Raw genomic sequence first — 19,152 nt, 5'->3', positions numbered from 1 at the left:
ACGAAGGAGCACCGCCGTCATGGCTGAAGAAGTCCCCCACGAGGACCACGGGCACAGCGTCGCCGCCTGGACCGCTGTCGTGCTCCTGTTGCTCGCCGCCGCGTCCGTCTCGATCGGCGTCGCCTGGGGCCTGCACTTCTTTTACTACCTCGGCGCCGCTCTCACGATCATCGGCGTGGCCGCCGGCAAGATCCTGGCGTCGATGGGCTTCGGCAACAAGCACGTCCACGTCGCGCCGCCGCTGCCCGCCGACCAGCAGGAGCAGGGCGTGCAGCAGGTGCGGTCCGCCTCGGCCAAGACGCAGTGACCGTCCTCGACGAGATCATCACCGGCGTCCGCGAGGACCTCGCCGCACGCCAAGCGCGCATCCCGGCACGTGAGATCGCCCGGCTGGCCGCCGAGCTGCCGAGCCCGCGGTCGGCGCTCGCCGCGTTCCGCGCACCGGGCCCGGTGAAGGTCATCGCCGAGGTCAAGCGGCGCAGCCCGAGCAAGGGCGACCTCGCGACGATCCCCGATCCGGCCCAACTCGCCGGCGCCTACGAGGCGGGCGGCGCCACGGCCATCTCGGTGCTGACCGAGCAGCGCCGCTTCGGCGGCACGCTCGACGACCTCGACGCCGTCCGCGCCCGGGTGGGCATCCCGGTGCTGCGCAAGGACTTCATGGTCGAGCACTACCAGGTCGACGAGGCACGGGCGCACGGCGCCGACATCGTGCTGCTCATCGTGGCCGCCCTCGACGACAGCGCCCTGCGTGACCTGCTCGCGCACGCCGACGCCCTCGGGATGACCGCTCTGGTCGAGGTGCACGACGAGGCCGAGATCGACCGCGCGCTCGCGGTCGGGGCCCAGGTCATCGGGGTCAACGCCCGCAACCTGAAGACGCTCGAGGTCGACCGTGGCACCTTCGCCCGGCTCGCCCCGCGGGTGCCGGACGACCGGGTGCGGGTTGCCGAGTCCGGCATCCGGCACGCCGGCGATGTCGCCGACTACGTCGCGGCGGGTGCCGACGTCGTGCTCGTCGGGGAGGCGCTGGTCACCGGCGGCGACCCGCAGCACGCCATACCCGAACTCATTGGTACGACTCATGACTGATCCGACTTCCGTCCCGCTCGGCCGCTTCGGCGCGTATGGCGGGCGCTACGTGCCCGAGGCCCTGGTCGCTGCCCTGGAGGAACTCGACGAGCACCGCCGCAAGGCGATGGCCGATCCGGCGTTCCTCGGTGAGCTGACCGAGCTGCAGCGCAGTTACACCGGCCGCCCGAGCATCCTCACGTCGGTGCCGCGGTTCGCCGCCGAGCACTGCGGGGGAGCGCAGGTGGTGCTCAAGCGCGAGGACCTCAACCACACCGGCTCGCACAAGATCAACAACGTGCTCGGCCAGGCGCTGCTCACCAAACGGATGGGCAAGACCCGGGTGATCGCCGAGACCGGCGCCGGTCAGCACGGTGTCGCCACCGCGACCGCCGCGGCGCTGATGGGGCTGGACTGCACGGTCTACATGGGCCGCGTCGACACCGAGCGGCAGGCGCTCAACGTCGCTCGCATGCGGCTGCTCGGGGCCGAGGTGGTGCCGGTCGACCACGGCTCGCGCACCTTGAAGGACGCGGTCAACGAGGCATTCCGCGACTGGGTCGCCAACGTCGACCACACCCACTACGTGCTGGGCACCGTGACCGGGCCCTACCCCTTCCCGGAGATGGTCCGTGACTTCCACCGGGTGATCGGTGTCGAGGCGCGGGCGCAGATGCTCGACGAGTACGGCCGGCTGCCCGACGCGGTGCTGGCCTGTGTCGGCGGCGGGTCCAATGCGATGGGCATCTTCCACCGGTTCATCGACGACGGCGACGTGCGGCTGATCGGCCTGGAGGGCGGCGGCGAGGGCATCTCGTCCGGCCGCCACGCATCCCGCTTCAGCGGCGAGGCGACCCCTGGTGTGCTGCACGGCGCGTTCACCTACGTGCTGCAGGACGATGAGGGACAGACCATCGAATCTCATTCGGTGTCAGCCGGATTGGACTACCCGAGCGTCGGCCCGGAGCACTCCTACCTGCGTGATGCCGGCCGCGCCGAATATCGGCCGATCACCGACACGCAGGCGATGGAGGCGTTTCGCGCGCTGTCCCGCACCGAGGGCATCCTGCCCGCCATCGAGAGCGCCCACGCGGTTGCCGGCGCCATGCAGCTCGGCAGCGAGCTCGGACCCGAGGCCCTGCTCCTGGTCAACCTCTCCGGTCGCGGCGACAAGGACGTGCACACCGCCGCCCAGTGGTTCGGCCTGCTCGACGAGGACGACCCGATCGACGCCGAGCCGATCGGGCAGTCGCCCGACGGCGCCGAGGGTGAAGGTGTGCAGCTGTGAGTGAGACCCGCACCGAGACGGCGGTCAGCCGGGCGCTGGCCACCGCACGGGGAGAGGACCGTGCCGCGCTGGTCGGCTACCTCCCCGTCGGCTACCCCAGTGTCGAGGGGTCCATCGAGGCCATGCGCACGATGGTGCGCGCCGGCGTCGACATCGTCGAGATCGGTCTGCCCTACACCGACCCGTTGATGGACGGTCCGGTGATCCAGACCGCCGCCACCGGTGCGCTCGCCGCGGGCGTGCACGTCGACGACGTCTTCCGCGCGGCGCGCGCGGTCACCGACGAAGGCGCCGCCTGCGTGGTGATGACCTACTGGAACCCGGTGCTGCGCCGCGGGGTCGAGAAGTTCGCGGCCGACCTCGCCGCCGCGGGTGGCTCCGGCCTGGTCACGCCGGACCTGGTGCCCGACGAGGCGGCCGACTGGCTCGCGGCCAGCGACGCCCACGACCTCGACCGCATCTTCCTAGTCGCTCCGAGCTCCACCACCGAGCGGCTGGTGTCCACGACCGCCGCGAGCCGCGGGTTCGTCTACGCCGCGGCGCTCATGGGCGTGACCGGCGCGCGCTCGGCGCTCGGCAGCGACGCGGCCGTGCTCGTCGACCGGGTCCGGCAGGTGAGCGACATCCCCGTGTGCGTCGGGCTCGGCGTCTCCACCGCCGAACAGGCCCACCAGGTGGCGCAATTCGCCGACGGCGTCATCGTCGGCTCGGCCCTGGTGTCGTGCCTCGTCGATGCACCGGACGACCTCGACCGGGGCCTCGCCCGCCTCGACACGCTGGCTCGCGAGCTCGCCGCGGGTGTGCGCCGGTGACCACCGAAGCGTCATACCTGCCGAGCCCGACCGTCGGCGTCTTCTGGCTCGGCCCCCTGCCGATCCGGATGTATGCCGTGTGCATCCTCGCCGGCATCGTCGCCGCCATCTGGATCTGCGGGCGGCGGCTGGCCGACCGCGGTTACAGCAGCGAGGATGCGCTGACGGTGGCCTGGTGGGCGGTGCCGTTCGGCATCGTCGGCGGCCGGCTCTACAACGTCATCACCTCGCCGCAGCCCTACTTCGGCAAGGACGGCAACCCGCTGGACGCCTTCGCGATCTGGAAGGGCGGCCTCGGCATCTGGGGGGCGATCGCGCTCGGCGCGGTCGGCGCCTACATCGGCTGCCGCCGGCACGGCATCTCGTTCTGGGACTACGCCGACGCGGCCGCCCCAGGCGTGGTGCTCGCCCAGGCGATGGGCCGGTGGGGCAACTACTTCAACAACGAGTTGCACGGGCGCACCACCGACCTGCCGTGGCGGCTGAAGGTCTACGAGTGGGACGAGAGCGCCGGCCACGCGGTGAAGGACGCGGCCGGTGACCCGGTCGTGGCCGGTTACTTCCAGCCGACCTTCCTCTACGAGTCGATCTTCTGCCTGGTCATCGCGCTGGTGATCGTGCTGCTGGACCGCCGGTTCACGCTCGGCCGCGGCCGCTCGTTCTTCCTCTACGTGATGCTCTACCCGGTCGGGCGCATCTGGATGGAGTGGCTGCGCAACGACCCGGCCAACCGCATCCTCGGGCAGCGGGTCAACGTGTGGGTCTCGGTGCTGGTCTTCCTGATCGGCCTCATCGGCTTCGTGCTGATGGGCCGGCGCCACCCGGACGGCGTGCGCGAGCACGTCGCCGAGGAGGATGAGGCCACGGCCTCCGTCGCTTGAGCAGGCGGCGAGGCACCCCTCAATCGGGTGCACTGAGCGATCCGCAGGGTGTCTCATAGTCCGAGACGTTGCGTCCAGGTTGTGAACACCAGGCGGCGACAGATAGTCTGACCCGACCGGTGGCCAGCGACGTCCCCCGAGCCTTATGTCTCGTTCGATTACAAGGTGAGGACGGTGGTTCCCCGTGAGCGGCGCCTTCTCCGGCATCCCTGCGGCGCAGGGTCTCTACAACCCGGCACAGGAGCACGACGCGTGCGGTGTCGCGATGGTCGCGACGATGCGCGGCACGCCCGGCCACGACATCGTGGACCACGCGCTGACCGCGCTGCGCAACCTCGAGCACCGTGGTGCGACCGGGGCCGACCCGTCGGTCGGTGACGGGGCCGGCATCCTCACCCAGGTCCCCGACGAGTTCTTCCGCGAGGTCTGCGACTTCGAGCTCCCCGCCAAGGGCTCGTATGCCGTGGGCATCGCCTTCCTGCCGACCGACGCCGACGAGCAGTGGTTCATCGGCGAGCGGTTCGCTCAGATCGCGGCCGAGGAGGGCCTGCGAGTCGTCGGCTGGCGCGACGTGCCCACCGACCCGACGCTCGTCGGCGAGGCCGCGCGCGAGGTCATGCCGGTCTTCCGGCAGGCGTTCGTCGCCGGGGCCGACACCGACCTGTCCGGCCTGGACCTCGACCGCAAGGCCTACGCGCTGCGCAAGCGCATCGAGGGCGAGCGCGAGATCTACTTCCCGTCGCTGTCCGGACGCACGATCGTCTACAAGGGCATGCTCACCACCGGCCAGCTCGAACCGTTCTTCCCGGACCTGTCCGACCGCCGCTTCGCCACCGAGCTGGCACTGGTCCACTCCCGCTTCTCGACCAACACCTTCCCGTCGTGGCCGCTCTCGCACCCCTACCGGTTGATCGCGCACAACGGCGAGATCAACACCGTGCGCGGCAACCGCAACTGGATGCGGGCACGCGAATCCACTTTGCGCAGTGACGTTTTCGGCGGCGACCTCGAGCGTCTCTTCCCGATCTGCACCCAGGAGGCGTCCGACTCGGCCACCTTCGACGAGGTGCTCGAGCTCCTGCACCTCGGCGGCCGCAGCCTGCCGCACGCGGTGCTGATGATGATCCCCGAGGCGTGGGAGAACCACGCGACCATGGACCCCGCCCGCCGGGCGTTCTACGAGTACCACTCGGCGATCATGGAGCCCTGGGACGGGCCCGCCTGTGTCGCGTTCACCGACGGCACGCTCGTCGGTGCGGTGCTCGACCGCAACGGGCTGCGTCCCGGCCGCTACGCCGTCACCGACGACGGCCTCGTCGTACTCGCCTCGGAGGCGGGGGTGCTCGACCTCGACCCGTCCCGCGTCGTACGCCGTGGCCGCCTGCAGCCGGGCCGGATGTTCCTGGTCGACACTGCTCAGGGCCGGATCATCAGCGACGACGAGATCAAGCGCGACCTGGCGACCGAGCACCCCTACGAGGAGTGGCTGCACGCCGGCATCATCAAGCTGTCCGACCGCCCGGACCGCGAACACGTCTGGCACACACCGGCTTCGGTCGTACGACGGCAGCAGACCTTCGGCTACACCCACGAGGAGTTGCGGGTGCTGCTCAGCCCGATGGCCGCGGGCGGCGCCGAGGCGCTGGGGTCGATGGGCACCGACACCCCCATCGCGGTGCTGTCGGACCGCCCGCGGCTGCTGTTCGACTACTTCAGCCAACTGTTCGCGCAGGTGACCAACCCGCCGCTCGACGCCATCCGCGAAGAGCTCGTCACCTCGCTCGGCACGCTGATGGGCCCGGAGAGCAACGCGCTCGAGGTCGGCCCGCAGCACGCGCGGCAGCTCGAGCTGGACTTCCCGGTGCTCGACAACGACGAGCTGGCCAAGATCGTCAACCTCAACAACGACGGCAGTTTCCCCGGCTACGAGACCTACGTCATCCGCGGCACCTACCGCGTCGCGGGCGGCACGAGCGCGCTGCGCGCACGCCTCAAGGGCATCTGCGCCGAGGTGTCGCAGGCGATCGAGGACGGCCACCGCTTCGTGGTGCTGTCCGACCGGGAGAGCACCGCGGCGTTCGCGCCCATCCCGTCGCTGCTGCTCACCGCGGCCGTGCACCACCACCTGGTGCGCGAGAAGACCCGCACCCAGGTCGGCCTGCTCGTCGAGGCCGGTGACGTGCGCGAGGTGCACCACGTCGCGCTGCTCATCGGGTATGGCGCGGCAGCCGTCAACCCCTACCTCGCGATGGAGTCGGTCGAGGACCTCGTCCGCCGGGGCGCGATCACCGGCGTCACCCCCGAGCAGGCGGTGAAGAACCTCATCAAGGCGCTCGGCAAGGGCGTGCTCAAGGTGATGTCGAAGATGGGCATCTCCACCGTCGCGTCATACCGCGGGGCCCAGGTGTTCGAGGCGATCGGGCTCTCGCAGGAGCTGATCGACGAATACTTCACCGGCACGGTCTCCCGCCTCGGCGGCATCGGCCTCGACGCGATCGCGCGCGAGATCGCCGAGCGCCACCAGACGGCCTACCCGCGCGGCGGGCAGCACCAGTCGCACCGCACGCTCGAGACCGGCGGCGAGTACCAGTGGCGGCGCGAGGGCGAGCCCCACCTGTTCGACCCCGAGACGGTCTTCCGCCTGCAGCACTCCACCCGGGCGCGGCGCTACGACATCTTCAAGCAGTACACCCAACGGGTCGACGACCAGTCGTCGCGCCTGATGACCCTGCGAGGGATGTTCTCCTTCAAGCAGACTCGGCCCGCAGTGCCGATCGAGGAGGTCGAGCCGGTCTCGGAGATCGTCAAGCGCTTCTCGACCGGCGCGATGAGCTACGGCTCGATCAGCAAGGAGGCGCACGAGACGCTCGCGGTCGCGATGAACCGGCTCGGTGCGCGTTCCAACACCGGCGAGGGCGGCGAGGACCTGGACCGCCTGCTCGACCCGACCCGCCGCTCGTCGATCAAGCAGGTCGCGTCCGGCCGGTTCGGTGTCACCTCGGTCTACCTGACCGAGTCCGATGACATCCAGATCAAGATGGCGCAGGGCGCCAAGCCCGGCGAGGGCGGTCAGCTGCCCGGCCACAAGGTCTACCCGTGGGTCGCCGGCACCCGGCATTCGACGCCCGGCGTCGGCCTCATCTCGCCGCCGCCGCACCACGACATCTACTCGATCGAGGACCTGGCGCAGCTGATCCACGACCTGAAGAACGCCAACCCGGCGGCCCGCATCCACGTGAAGCTGGTGTCCGAGGTCGGCGTCGGCACCGTCGCCGCGGGAGTCTCCAAGGCACACGCGGACGTGGTGCTGATCTCCGGTCACGACGGCGGCACCGGCGCGGCGCCGCTCACGTCGTTGAAGCACGCGGGCGGTCCGTGGGAGCTCGGCCTGGCCGAGACCCAGCAGACGCTGCTGCTCAACGGGCTGCGCGACCGCATCGTGGTGCAGACCGACGGCCAGCTCAAGACCGGCCGTGACGTGGTCGTGGCGGCGCTGCTCGGCGCCGAGGAGTTCGGCTTCGCGAGCGCGCCCCTGGTGGTCAGCGGCTGCATCATGATGCGGGTCTGTCACCTCGACACCTGCCCGGTCGGCATCGCCACCCAGAACCCGGAGCTGCGTGAGCGTTACACCGGCAAGCCGGAGTTCGTGGAGACCTTCTTCGAGTACATCGCCGAGGAAGTCCGAGAACTCTTGGCATCGCTCGGTTTCCGCAGCCTCGACGAGGCAATCGGCCAGGTCGGCACGCTCGACACCGAGCGAGCGGTCGACCACTGGAAGGCGGCGGGCCTGGACCTGACGCCGATCCTGACCGACGTCGACCTGCCCGACGGTGCCGCCCGGCGGCACCTGGTGGCGCAGGACCACGGGCTGGAGAAGGCCCTCGACCAGCAGCTGATCACGATGAGCCGCGACGCCCTGGAGCAACAGACGCCGGTGCGGCTGGACCTGCCCGTCTCCAACGTCAACCGCACGGTCGGCACGATGCTCGGCCACGAGGTGACCAAGCGGCATCCCGAAGGTCTGCCGGACCAGACGATCGACGTCACCCTGACCGGTGCGGCCGGTCAGTCGCTCGGCGCGTTCCTCCCCAAGGGCGTCACCTTGCGGCTGTTCGGTGAGGCGAACGACTATGTCGGTAAAGGCCTTTCGGGTGGCCGGGTCGTCGTGCGCCCGACGCGGGACGCCTCACTGGTCGCCGAGCGCAACGTCGTCGGCGGCAACGTCATCGGCTACGGCGCGACGAGCGGCGAGATCTTCCTGCGTGGTCTGGTCGGCGAACGCTTCTGCGTGCGCAACTCCGGCGCGACCGCGGTCGTCGAGGGCGTGGGCGACCACGGTCTGGAGTACATGACCGGCGGCACGGCACTCATCCTCGGCCCGACCGGGCGCAACCTCGGCGCGGGTATGTCGGGCGGCGTCGGCTACGTGCTGGACCTCGACGAGCAGCTGGTCAACACCGAGCTCGTGGACGTGATGCCGTTGCGCGAACAGGACCGCGAACTCGTGCACAAGCTGCTGACCAAGCACGTCGAATGGACCGAATCCGCGGTCGCCGCAAAGCTGCTCGCGGACTGGCCGGTCAGCGCCGAACGCATTTCACTGGTGCTGCCGCGTGACTACCAGCGCGTGCTGGATGTCCGCTCGCAGGCCGAAACCGAAGGACTCGACCCCGACGGAGACGTCGTGTGGGATCGCATCATGGAGGTGTCCCGTGGCTGACCCCCGCGGTTTTCTGAAGACCAGGGAGCGCAGCCTCCCGCAGCGCCGGCCCGTGCCGGTCCGCATCAAGGACTGGAAAGAGGTCTACGAGGAGCAGCAGCTGGGCGACCTGCAGCAGCAGGCCGGTCGCTGCATGGACTGCGGCATCCCGTTCTGTCACCAGGGCTGCCCGCTCGGCAACCTGATCCCGGAGTGGAACACCCTTGCCTGGCGCGGGGATTGGGGCGACGCGATCGACCGGTTGCACGCCACCAACAACTTCCCGGAGTTCACCGGCCGGCTCTGCCCGGCGCCGTGCGAGTCGGCCTGCGTGCTGAGCATCAGCCAGCCCGCGGTCACGATCAAGCAGGTCGAGGTGACCACGATCGAGCAGGCGTTCGCCGCCGGCAAGGTCACGCCCGAGCTGCCGGTCCGGCTGACCGGCCGCACGGTCGCGGTGGTCGGCTCCGGCCCGGCCGGTCTCGCCGCTGCCCAGCAGCTGACCCGCGCGGGGCACACCGTCGCGGTCTACGAACGCGCCGACAAGCCGGGCGGGTTGCTGCGCTACGGGATCCCCGAGTTCAAGATGGAGAAGTCCGTCCTCGACCGGCGCATCGAGCAGATGACCGCCGAGGGCACGCGCTTCCGGTGCAACACCGAGATCGGTGTGGACGTCACGGCCGAGGAGTTGCGGCAGCGCTACGACGCGGTCGTCCTCGCGGTCGGCGCGACGGTGCCGCGCGATCTGCCGGTCGAGGGCCGGGAGCTCGGCGGCATCGTGCAGGCGATGGACTTCCTGCCCGACGCCAACCGGGTCGCACTCGGCGAGACCGTCGCCGACCAGGTGACCGCGGAGGGCAAGCACGTTGTCGTCATCGGTGGCGGTGACACCGGCGCCGACTGCATCGGCACCTCGCACCGGCAGGGCGCGAAGTCGGTGACCTCCCTGGAGATCATGCCGCAGCCCGGCGAGGAGCGGTCCGAGGCGCATCCGTGGCCGACCTACCCGATGATCTTCCGCGTCGCGAGCGCGCACGAGGAAGGCGGGGAGCGGGTCTACTCGATCAGCACCAAGGCCGCAATCGACGACGGCAACGGCAACGTCAAGGCGCTGCGATTGGTCGAAGTGCGTTCCGGTCAGGGCGGATTCGAGGAAGTCGAGGGCTCCGAGCGCGAGATCCCGGCCGACCTGGTGCTGCTCGCGATGGGCTTCCTCGGGCCGGAGGGCGAGGGTTTCGTCGAACAGCTCGGCGTCGAGCTCGACGAGCGCTCCAACGTCCGCCGCGACGACAACTTCATGTCGTCGGTGCCCGGCGTCTTCGTCGCCGGCGACGCCGGTCGAGGGCAGTCGCTCATCGTGTGGGCGATCGCCGAAGGACGGGCCGCGGCGCGTGGCGTCGACGCCTACCTCTCGGGCCAGTCCGACCTGCCTGCGCCGATCGCGCCGACCGATCGGCCGCTCGTCGTCTGAGGGGCGCACGGGGTGACGTGAGGGTTACTCGCACGTATGCCGGACGGGGGTTCCGGCATACGTGCCCCTCACTAGGCTTGGGGGCATGCGTCGAGCCAAAATCGTTGCCACACTTGGACCTGCGACCTCTGCACCCGACAAGCTCCGTGCCCTCGTCGACGCCGGCATGGACGTCGCCCGGCTGAACCTCTCGCACGGGTCGTATGCCGACCACGAGAAGGTCTACTCCGAGATCCGCGCGGCGAGCGCCGAGTCGGGCCGGGCGGTCTGCGTGATGTGCGACCTGCAGGGCCCGAAGATCCGCACCGGCCGCTTCGCCGACGGGCCGATCACGCTCGCCAAGGGCGACCGGTTCACGATCACAGTCGACGACATCCAGGGTGACCAGACGCGGGTGTCCACGACCTACAAGGGCCTGCCCGGTGACGTGCAGCCGGGGGATCTGCTGCTCGTCGACGACGGCAAGGTGTGTCTGCGCTCGATCGAGGTGAGCCCGACCGACGTGCTCACCGAGGTGGTCGAGGGCGGCGTCGTCTCCAACAACAAGGGCATCAACCTGCCGGGCGTGGCGGTGAGCGTGCCGGCGCTGTCGGAGAAGGACGAGGCCGACCTGCGGTGGGCGCTCGGGCTCGGCGCCGACGTGATCGCGCTGTCCTTTGTGCGCGACGCCAAGGACATCGAGCGGGTGCACCAGATCATGGACGAGGAGGGTCGCCGCATCCCGGTCATCGCGAAGGTCGAGAAGCCGCAGGCGGTCGACAATCTGGAAGCGATCGTGGAGGCGTTCGACGGGGTGATGGTCGCGCGCGGTGACCTCGGTGTCGAGCTGCCGCTCGAGGAGGTGCCGCTCGTGCAGAAGCGCGCGATCGAGATGTGCCGCCGCAACGCCAAGCCGGTGATCGTCGCCACCCAGGTGCTCGAGTCGATGATCGAGAACTCCCGGCCCACCCGCGCCGAGGCGAGCGACTGCGCCAACGCGGTGCTCGACGGCGCGGACGCGATCATGCTGTCGGGGGAGACCAGTGTCGGTGCCTGGCCGATCGACGCGGTCCGCACGATGGCCCGCATCATCTCCAGCACCGAGGAGCACGGCCTGGACCGGGTCCCGCCGCTCGGCACCCGGCCGCACACCAAGGGCGGCGCGGTCACCGCGGCCGCGGCCGAGGTGGGCGATCTGCTCGGGGTGCGTTACCTGGTCACCTTCACCGAGTCCGGTGACTCCGCCAAACGGATGGCCCGGCTGCGCAGCCCGCGCCCGATGCTCGCCTTCACCCCGAAGGAATCGACCCGGTCACAGCTGGCGATGGTGTGGGGTGTCGAGACCTACCTGATGCCGCAGGTGCAGCACACCGATCAGATGGCGATGCAGGTCGACGAGACGCTGCTCGAGACTGGCCGCGCCCAGGAGGGTGACCTGGTCGTCATCGTCGCCGGTTCGCCGCCCGGGATCCCCGGCTCCACCAACGCGCTGCGCGTGCACAAGCTGGGCGACGCGAGAAACCACGTCGCGCCGGCATACGAAGAGCTGCGCTGAGAAGCCGGCCGCGAGCGGTCGCTGTCTCGTAAGCGAGGGTGGCGTCAGCCGCACTGTTGCTTACGGGATGCGCGGGTTTGTTGGTCTCGTTAGGGAGGGTGGCGTCAGCGGCACTGTTGCTTACGGGATGCGCGGGTTTGTTGGTCTCGTTAGGGAGGGTGGCGTCAGCGGCACCGTTGGTTACGAGATGCGCGGGATTGTTGGTCTCGTAAGCGAGGGTGACGCCGGCGGCACTGTTGCTTACGAGACGCGCAGGATTGTTGGTCTCGTAAGCGAGGGTGATGTCAGCGGCACTGTTGCTTACGAGATGCGCGGTGGGACCGGGTGGATGCGCGCGCCCGTACGCCGATTGGGGGCGTCGTCGCTCGCTCCCGTACACTGGCGCAGCACTCCCGCCGGAGTGGTGGAACGGCAGACACGGAGCACTCAAAATGCTTTGCTCGAAAGGGCGTGCGGGTTCAAATCCCGCCTCCGGCACCCCTCGCTGACGCAGCCGTCGCGGACTCGACGGCACCCCGACAACACCCTGGGCAGCACCCCGACAGCAGCGCACACGAAACTCGCCCCGGCCGACCGGCCGGGGCGAATCTCGTGGGCTGTCAGGTCATTCCACCTCGTTGCTGGGCAGGTAACCGCCCGGCACCTGCGACGGGGTGTAGATCTTCTGGTCGCCCGGGTAGGGCTTGGACCAGTTGTTCGCCTGGTACCACGTGAAGCGGTTCATCAGCTCCGGCGACGCCGAGTCGGGCGTCGGGTTGGGGCCGGTGAACGACTGCTTTGTGCGCCAGGACTCCCACGCCGCAGCGGTTGCCTGCTGCGCCTTGGGCACGGTCCGCGGCTTGGCCGCGGCTCCCGCCGTACCTGCCGGGGTGTCCGGCCCACACGCGGGCGGCGGGGTGACGCTCTCGGTGAGCGGCACCTGGTTGGGCGTCGCCGTGTATGGCGTGAAGTCCGGCTTCTTGGTGAACGCGTCGTACATCGGGGTGGCCGCCGCGAGCTTCTGGTTGAGCGGCTGCGCACCGAGAATCTGCTGGATGGTGCGCACCATGTTGATCTGGGAGTAGAACGTGCTGTTCACCGTGCCGTGCTTGGCCCACGGGCTGATCACCTGCACCGGCGCGCGGTGCCCGTCGACGTGGTCGGCGCCGTCCTGGCTGTCGTCCTCGACGACGAAGATCGCCGAGTCCTTCCAATACTTGCTGTGCGAGATCTGGTCGACGATCTTGCCGACCGCCAGGTCACCGTCGGCGACCTGCGCCCGGGACGACGGTGCGCCCCCGGTGTGGTCGCTCGACAGCCAGAACATGTTGAGGTTGGCCGGCCCGTTCTTCTCGAAATCCTTCTTCCAGATCTGGTAGCGGTAGATGTCCGGGATCTCGGTGTCGAACTTCGGGTAGTCGTGCACGGTGATGTCGTTGAGCGACGGGATCGGCGAGGACGTGTCCGACTTCAGCGCCGGCGTCGTCAGCGTGCTCGGGTCCGCGCCGCCCTCGACGCCCTTGGCCGCGCAGTAGTAGGACTGCCAGTCCGCGCCCGCGGGCTTGGTCAGGAACTGGGTGAACTCCCCGAAGTTGCGCGCCGACTTCTTGGCCGATTCCACACTGGTCCAAAGGAATCCGGACCGCTGGTGGCCGAGCACGTCGTCCTCGGTGTCGTAGCTGCGCTCGTACTCGCCCGCACTGGACTCGGTGTACGCCGGGTTGTCGCCCTGCATCAGCCAGTTGTGACCCTCGGCCGAGTTGGTGCCGATGTCGTAGACGTTGTCGTAGAGGCCGAACTGCTTGGCCAGGTTGTGCTGGTTGGGGGTGACCTGCTTGCCGAACTGCGCCAGGCTCGGGTCGCCGTTGCCGCGGGGGTCGTCGCCATACACCTGGTCGTAGGTGCGGTTCTCCTTCACCAGCAGGAAGACGTGCTTGATCGTCGACGGGTCGCCGATCTTGGCCGGCACCGGGACGGCAGCCTGGCGGTTGCCGGTCGCCTGCTGGACGTCGTTGTTTCCCCAGCCGTTCTGGTCGAAGACGGTCTTGGTCGCCTTCTTGATCTCCGTGTCACTGGGCAGCGTGAAGCGGGTCAGCGACGCCGTCGTGCTGTGCGTGCCGTGGCCGCTCACCACCGGCACCTGCGGACCCTTGTTGATCGTGACGGCCGGGCCGCGCGCGTCGATGCCGCGGGTGTTGGTGACCACGACCTGCTTGCCGACCGTGGCGAGCGTCATCGGGAAGTAGTCGGTCGGCAGCAGCCCGACCAGCCCGACCGGCTCCTGCGGGTTGCCGGCGTAGTTGAAGACCGCGACAGCGTTGGCGCGGCCGAGCGAGACCAGCAGCTTGCCGTTCTGCACGGCGATGCTCGTCGGCTCGTAACCGACCTTCGAGGATGCGTAGGGCTGGGTGTTGACCGTCTGCACGACCTTGTCGCTGCCGGTGTTGATCACCGATACCGTGTCGCTGCCGGTGTTGGCGACGAAGAGCGCCTTGCCGTCGGTGTGCAGGGCGGTCGGGTGCAGGCCGACGTCGATCGACTTCACCGCGCCAGACGTGGCGTCGATGACGCTGACCGTGCCGGTGGTCGAGGTGCCGAGGTAGGGATCAGCGGGGACCTGCGTGCCGTACGAATTGATAGTGGTCTCACCGGATTTCGCGGGTCGACCGCCTTCGTTGCTGACGTAGATCTTCCCACCGACCACGGTGATCTGCCGGGGAGCGATGCCGACGGCGTGCTTCTTGCGCACTGCACCCGTGGCCGGGTCGAGCTCGGCGACGGCGTTCTGGCCGTTGAGCGCGACATACAGGGTCTTGCCGTCGGCGGAGTAGGTGCTCTGCGCGGGCAGCGCCGACTTGTCGCCGTCCTTCGGCAGCTTCACCGTGGTCGGCGCACCCAGCGTGCCGTCGGGGTTGACCGGGAATCGGGTGAGCCCGTTCTTCTGCGGCAGCCAGAGGACCTTGCCGTCGGGGGAGTAGGTCGGGCCTTCCTGGCCGACGGTCAGGTCGGACAGCCTCTGGTTGACGCCGGCGGCGGTGCCGACCTTCCAGATCACCTTGTAGGTCGACAGATCGACGATCTGCAGCGACACCTTCCTGTCGGCGCTGGACGCGGCCAGGTAGCGCTGGTCGGGGCTCACGGTCGAGCCCATGAACTTGCCACTCTCGGTGAGCAGCCGCTCGCCGATCGGCTTGATCACCTGGTTGCTCGAGACCTGGAGGCCGTCGGCGTAGGTGCTGCCGACCTGGTGGTCCTTGAACGCACTGGTCGAGGCGGCGGCGAGGCCACCACCGGCGACGGTGAGCGCGGCGGCTCCGGCGACCGCGAGCCGAAGCCGGCGGCCGGTGAGTTTGCGTGGTCCCTGCGGGGCACTACGACGTTGCCGTGTGACGTGCATGTTCAGCCTTTCGGGGAGTGGAGCAGGTCGACGAGTCCGTCGATCTGCCAGAGGGGGTTGGGCGAATCTCCTGCGGGAGTTTGCACCTGGAAGTAGCCGTTGACCGGTGCCGGCCCGTCGCCGTCGGCGACGAACTTGCCGTCGGCCTGCACGTCGAGCTGATAGATCGCAGAGCCGGTCGACGTGACGCCCGGCAGCCGCCAGGTGACGACGCACCGCCAGTCGTTCCCGGGTCCGGCCGCGTCGCTGCTGCCACCCTTGGTGCAGGTGGCGGCACTGCGCAGCTGGGCTTCGGGGACGTCGGGCCGGTGCAGTTCTCGGGATTGCAGCCGATAGAGGTGGCCGTATGCCGTGCCGACCGTCTCCTCGACCGCGTGCTTGCTGATGCCGGAGCCACCGCCGCCGAAGCCGGCCGCGACCGCCGCGGCGGCGACTGCGGTCAGCGCGACCAGCGGCACCACACCTGCGACCAGGGCCCGGCGGCCGGCACCGTCATACGCCAGGTCGGTGAAGTCCCTGCGGCGGAAGAGCAGGTAGGCGACGACGGTCGCGGCGACGGTCCAGGCGAGGCTCACCAGCAGCCCGACCACCATCGGCGCGGTCTGGACCGGGGCGGTGAACAGGCCACGCCAGGCGAGGAACGGCTGACTCGGCAACGCCATTCGCAACGCGACCGGAAGCGGCAGCATCTGCAGCAACTGCAGGCAGATTGCCAGCACCGCCGGCAGCAGCAGGCCCATCGGGGAGCGGCCGAACGCCACCGAACCGAGCAGGCCCACCGCGGCGAAGGCGAGTGCCGCGACGGTCACGTAGAGCCACGCGGCACCCACCAGCCGGGCAGCGTCGCCGGAGCCGATCTGGTGCCCGTCGAGCCCGACCAGCGGGTGGTTCCCGACGGCCAGCAGGCCGCCGGCGATCGCGGAGACCGCGAGGCCGAGCACCATCGCGAGGATCACGCTCATGCTGGCGACGGCCTTGGTGACGAAGATCCGCCGGGCGGACCGCACCGAGACCAGCAGGTGCCGCCAGGTGCCGAGCCGGTCCTCGGCGGCGAAGACGTCGCCGGCGACCAGCGCGGTGAGCAAGGGCAGTGCCCAGGTGCAGCAGAAACTCAGGACCACGAGCGGGCCGGCCCAGCCGGTGGCGTGCATCCAGCGTCCGAAGACGGTGTCGGTGGGCAGTGAGCTCTGCTGGCTCACCACCGCTACGAAGAGCCCGGGTGCGACCCAGCAGGCGATCAGCACGATGCGAATCCGCCACTGGGACAGGAGTTTTGCCAGCTCGAAGCGCAGGGTGGGTGCGAGCCCGGCGGCGCCGGCAGTGCCCGTAGTAGTCGGTGCGGCGGTTGTCGGGGCGAGCGTGGTCATCGAGCACCCTCCTCGGTGCCGTCGGTGAGGGCGAGGAAGGCGGCCTCGAGTGGCGGGACGACGGGTCCGAGTTCACGGATCGCGATGCCACCGCGCACGAGACTGCCGACCAGGTCGTCGATCGCCGCGACGGGCCCGTGCACGGTCAGCGCGTCGGGTGCCGCGGCCGATCGTGCGCCGCCCGTGACCAGCCGAACACCGTTGGTGGCTGCCGCGATTCGCGCCGCCTCGTCCGGCCGAGAGGTGACGACGCGGTAATCGAGGTCGCCGCTCTCGGCGGCGAGCTTGCCGACCGGCCCGGAGAAGACGACGCGGCCGGTGTGCAGGATCGTCACCTCGTCGCAGAGCGCCGCGAGCTCGTCCATGCGGTGGCTGGACATCACGATCGCCACGCCGGTGTCGGCGAGCCGGGTGAGCACCCGGTGCACCTGGCGGGTGCCCGCTGGATCGAGCCCGTTGGACGGCTCGTCCAGCACCAGCAGCCGTGGCTCGGTGAGCAGCGCTGCGGCCAGCCCGAGACGCTGCCGCATGCCGAGCGAGAAGCCGCGCAGGCGGTCGTCCGCGACCTCGCCCAGACCGACCTCGTCCAGTGCCGCGGTGACGCGCGCATCGGTCGTGTGGCGGCCGCTGCCGCGACGATCACCACGACGACCACCACGACGACCACCGCGGAGTGCGGCGAGCGCGGCGAGGTTCTGCCGGGCAGTCAGGGACGGGTAAAGCCCTGGGCCGTCGACGAATCCGGCGACCCCGGCAGGCGGGACCCCCGGCATACCCAGGTCGGCACCGAGCACCTCGAGCGAGCCCGAGCTCACACGCGCCAGGCCGAGCAGCAGGCCCAGCAGAGTCGTCTTGCCCGCCCCGTTCGGCCCGATCAGGCCGTGCACCTGCCCGGCCGGGACGTCGAGGTCGACGGCGTCGAGCGCCACGATCTCACCGAACGACTTGCTGACCTGCCGCGCGCGTACGACGGCACTTGTCTCCATCGGCTCCCACCCTCACAACGCCTTCACATCGCATCCATAGCGAACCAACGCAAGACGGTATGGCGGGGCGAGTGCCGTTCGGGCAGAACTCAATTGAACGTCGAGCAAACGCTGGATGGCTACGCTGCGATCATGGCCAGCGACCTCGACGTCCGTTCCTTCTCGCCGACCCCGGAGCAGTTCGCCTGGACCTTCGGAGGAGCCGCGCCGATCGCGCGCGTCCCGTCCGGCGCCGTGCTGGAGGTCTTCACCGAGGACTGTTATGCCGGGAAGGTGCGCCGCGCGACCGATCTGGTCAGCGAGGTCTGCGACTTCCCCTTCCTCAACCCGCAGACCGGGCCGTTCTACATCGACGGCGCGGAGCCGGGGGACACCGTGGCGGTGCATTTCGTCGACCTGCGGCCCGCGCGGGACTGGGGCGCGTCGACCACGGTGCCGCTCTTCGGGGCGCTCACCTCGACGCACCTGACCGCCACGCTGCAGCCGCCGCTGCCGGAGCGTGTCTGGATCTGGGACGTCGACGCCGCCGCGCGAGAGTGCACCTTCCACGCGCTCGACAGCGAGCACACGATGACCCTGCCGATGGACCCGATGCACGGCACCGTCGGAGTTGCCCCGGCCAATCTGGAGGTGCGATCCGCGCTCGTGCCGGACGCCCACGGCGGCAACCTCGACACCCCCGAAATGCGTTCGGGTGCAACGTGTTACCTCGGTGTCAACGTCGAGGGCGCATTGCTCAGCCTGGGCGACGGGCACGCCCGGCAGGGCGAGGGGGAGACGTGCGGCACCGCGATCGAGTGTGCGATGGACACGGTCATCGCGGTCGAACTCATCAAGGGAGTCGCGACGCCCTGGCCGCGCATCGAGACCGACACCCACGTGATGTCCGCCGGGTCCGCCCGGCCCCTCGAAGACGCGTTCCGGATCGCGCAACTCGATCTGCTGCAATGGGTTTCGGCGTCCACCGGGATGAGCGAGCTCGACAGTTACCAGCTGTTGTCGCAGGCGGTCGAGTCGCCGCTCGCCAACGTGTGCGACACCAACTACACGTCCGTCGCCAAGGTCGGCAAGAGGTTCCTGCCCAGCCCCTCCGACCTCTATGGCGGCAGCCACGCCCGGTTGCGCGCGACCGCTGCGGCATACCTGGCCGCCCGCTGAGCCGCGCGAGTAGCGTGCGGCCATGAACTCACCGTTGGACGTCAGTGCGTCCGTGCTCGTGCCGGCCGACCCCGAGCGGGCGTTCCGCGACGTGCTCGTCGCGCCGCTGCCTCAGCTCTTCGCCAAGCGTCACCTCGCGCTGCCGCCGATCAAGGAGGTCCGCGGTCAGCAGGGGGTGTGGGGCACCGTCGGGCAGACCCGCACGATCGTGCTCGCCGACGGCGGCACGATGCGCGAGGAGCTGGTGTCGGTCGAGTCACCGACCGCGTTCAGCTACCACATCGGTGACATCACCGGCGCGCTGAGACCGCTCGCCGGCGGGGTCGACGGCCGCTGGTCGTTCACGCCGCGCGGCGCCGAGACGCAGGTCACCTGGGCGTGGCGGGTCTACCCGCGAATGGCCCTGAGCAGCATCGCGTTGCCGGTCTTCGGCCGCATGTGGCAGGGGTATGCCGACAAGGCCCTCGCCCAGGTGCGCGCGCTGTTCTGAGAGGGGGTTGGATAGTCCG

The 19,152-nt window shown here is 69.8% G+C and carries 13 protein-coding genes and 1 tRNA gene; 11 read left to right on the top strand and 3 right to left on the bottom strand.

Annotated features, from left to right (window positions below; translation table 11 throughout):
• Positions 1 to 19 precede the first annotated feature (19 nt).
• From HJ588_RS19645 to HJ588_RS18275, 9 genes are all read left to right on the top strand, one after another.
• Positions 20 to 307, top strand: a complete 288-nt coding sequence (locus HJ588_RS19645) for an HGxxPAAW family protein (RefSeq protein ID WP_246242757.1) — start codon at positions 20 to 22, stop codon at positions 305 to 307.
• Complete coding sequence (gene trpC / locus HJ588_RS18310; protein WP_171158331.1) at positions 304 to 1,092, top strand: indole-3-glycerol phosphate synthase TrpC; 789 nt, start codon at positions 304 to 306, stop codon at positions 1,090 to 1,092. Before HJ588_RS19645 ends, trpC begins: the two co-directional genes overlap by 4 nt.
• Positions 1,085 to 2,359, top strand: a complete 1,275-nt coding sequence (trpB, locus tag HJ588_RS18305) for a tryptophan synthase subunit beta (RefSeq protein WP_171158329.1) — start codon at positions 1,085 to 1,087, stop codon at positions 2,357 to 2,359. Before trpC ends, trpB begins: the two co-directional genes overlap by 8 nt.
• The gene (gene trpA, locus HJ588_RS18300; RefSeq protein ID WP_171158327.1) at positions 2,356 to 3,171 is read left to right on the top strand and encodes a tryptophan synthase subunit alpha; all 816 of its coding nucleotides are present in this window, start codon (positions 2,356 to 2,358) and stop codon (positions 3,169 to 3,171) included. Before trpB ends, trpA begins: the two co-directional genes overlap by 4 nt.
• Positions 3,168 to 4,052, top strand: coding sequence for a prolipoprotein diacylglyceryl transferase (lgt, locus tag HJ588_RS18295; protein WP_171158325.1), 885 nt, complete (start codon positions 3,168 to 3,170; stop codon positions 4,050 to 4,052). The genes trpA and lgt overlap by 4 nt, the downstream gene beginning before the upstream one ends.
• 184 nt (positions 4,053 to 4,236) lie before the next feature.
• A complete protein-coding gene (gene gltB / locus HJ588_RS18290; protein WP_171158323.1) occupies positions 4,237 to 8,772 on the top strand; it encodes a glutamate synthase large subunit in 4,536 nt (1,511 codons plus the stop codon).
• Positions 8,765 to 10,222, top strand: coding sequence for a glutamate synthase small subunit (locus HJ588_RS18285; protein ID WP_171158321.1), 1,458 nt, complete (start codon positions 8,765 to 8,767; stop codon positions 10,220 to 10,222). Before gltB ends, HJ588_RS18285 begins: the two co-directional genes overlap by 8 nt.
• An 85-nt stretch (positions 10,223 to 10,307) precedes the next feature.
• Positions 10,308 to 11,756 (top strand): pyruvate kinase, encoded by a 1,449-nt coding sequence (gene pyk, locus HJ588_RS18280; RefSeq protein WP_171158319.1) that lies wholly within the window; start codon positions 10,308 to 10,310, stop codon positions 11,754 to 11,756.
• 394 nt (positions 11,757 to 12,150) lie between these two features.
• Positions 12,151 to 12,233 (top strand) — tRNA-Leu (locus HJ588_RS18275).
• A gap of 127 nt (positions 12,234 to 12,360) precedes the next feature.
• Here the strand turns inward: HJ588_RS18275 and HJ588_RS18270 are convergent.
• The 3 genes from HJ588_RS18270 to HJ588_RS18260 are packed head-to-tail and all read right to left on the bottom strand — an operon-like array spanning position 12,361 to position 17,485.
• The gene (locus HJ588_RS18270; RefSeq protein WP_171158317.1) at positions 12,361 to 15,132 is read right to left on the bottom strand and encodes a bifunctional YncE family protein/alkaline phosphatase family protein; all 2,772 of its coding nucleotides are present in this window, start codon (positions 15,130 to 15,132) and stop codon (positions 12,361 to 12,363) included.
• Between the two features lie 2 nt (positions 15,133 to 15,134).
• A complete protein-coding gene (locus HJ588_RS18265; RefSeq protein ID WP_212756134.1) occupies positions 15,135 to 16,499 on the bottom strand; it encodes an ABC transporter permease in 1,365 nt (454 codons plus the stop codon).
• Positions 16,496 to 17,485, bottom strand: a complete 990-nt coding sequence (locus tag HJ588_RS18260; protein ID WP_171158314.1) for an ABC transporter ATP-binding protein — start codon at positions 17,483 to 17,485, stop codon at positions 16,496 to 16,498. Before HJ588_RS18260 ends, HJ588_RS18265 begins: the two co-directional genes overlap by 4 nt.
• Before the next feature lie 132 nt (positions 17,486 to 17,617).
• Between HJ588_RS18260 and HJ588_RS18255 the strand changes: the two genes are divergently transcribed.
• On the top strand, positions 17,618 to 18,643 hold the full coding sequence (locus HJ588_RS18255; protein ID WP_171158312.1) for an acetamidase/formamidase family protein: 1,026 nt from the start codon (positions 17,618 to 17,620) through the stop codon (positions 18,641 to 18,643).
• Positions 18,644 to 18,665: 22 nt separating this feature from the next.
• Entirely contained in the window at positions 18,666 to 19,133 is a 468-nt protein-coding gene (locus tag HJ588_RS18250) for an SRPBCC family protein (protein WP_171158309.1), read from the top strand.
• Positions 19,134 to 19,152: the final 19 nt, after the last annotated feature.

The organism is Flexivirga aerilata (genome assembly GCF_013002715.1).
Taxonomy (GTDB): Bacteria; Actinomycetota; Actinomycetes; order Actinomycetales; family Dermatophilaceae; genus Flexivirga; species Flexivirga aerilata.
The sequence above is the reverse complement of the archived record's forward strand: the minus strand, read 5'-3'. Positions and strand labels throughout refer to the sequence as shown.

Bases quoted from the DNA above. Each gene is read 5' to 3' on its own strand.
- HJ588_RS19645 (WP_246242757.1), top strand. From the start codon at position 20: ATGGCTGAAGAAGTCCCCCACGAGGACCACGGGCACAGCGTCGCCGCC.
- HJ588_RS18255 (WP_171158312.1), top strand. From the start codon at position 17,618: ATGGCCAGCGACCTCGACGTCCGTTCCTTCTCGCCGACCCCGGAGCAG.
- pyk (WP_171158319.1), top strand. From the start codon at position 10,308: ATGCGTCGAGCCAAAATCGTTGCCACACTTGGACCTGCGACCTCTGCA.
- HJ588_RS18250 (WP_171158309.1), top strand. From the start codon at position 18,666: ATGAACTCACCGTTGGACGTCAGTGCGTCCGTGCTCGTGCCGGCCGAC.
- HJ588_RS18270 (WP_171158317.1), bottom strand. From the start codon at position 15,132: ATGCACGTCACACGGCAACGTCGTAGTGCCCCGCAGGGACCACGCAAA.
- trpB (WP_171158329.1), top strand. From the start codon at position 1,085: ATGACTGATCCGACTTCCGTCCCGCTCGGCCGCTTCGGCGCGTATGGC.
- HJ588_RS18265 (WP_212756134.1), bottom strand. From the start codon at position 16,499: ATGACCACGCTCGCCCCGACAACCGCCGCACCGACTACTACGGGCACT.
- HJ588_RS18260 (WP_171158314.1), bottom strand. From the start codon at position 17,485: ATGGAGACAAGTGCCGTCGTACGCGCGCGGCAGGTCAGCAAGTCGTTC.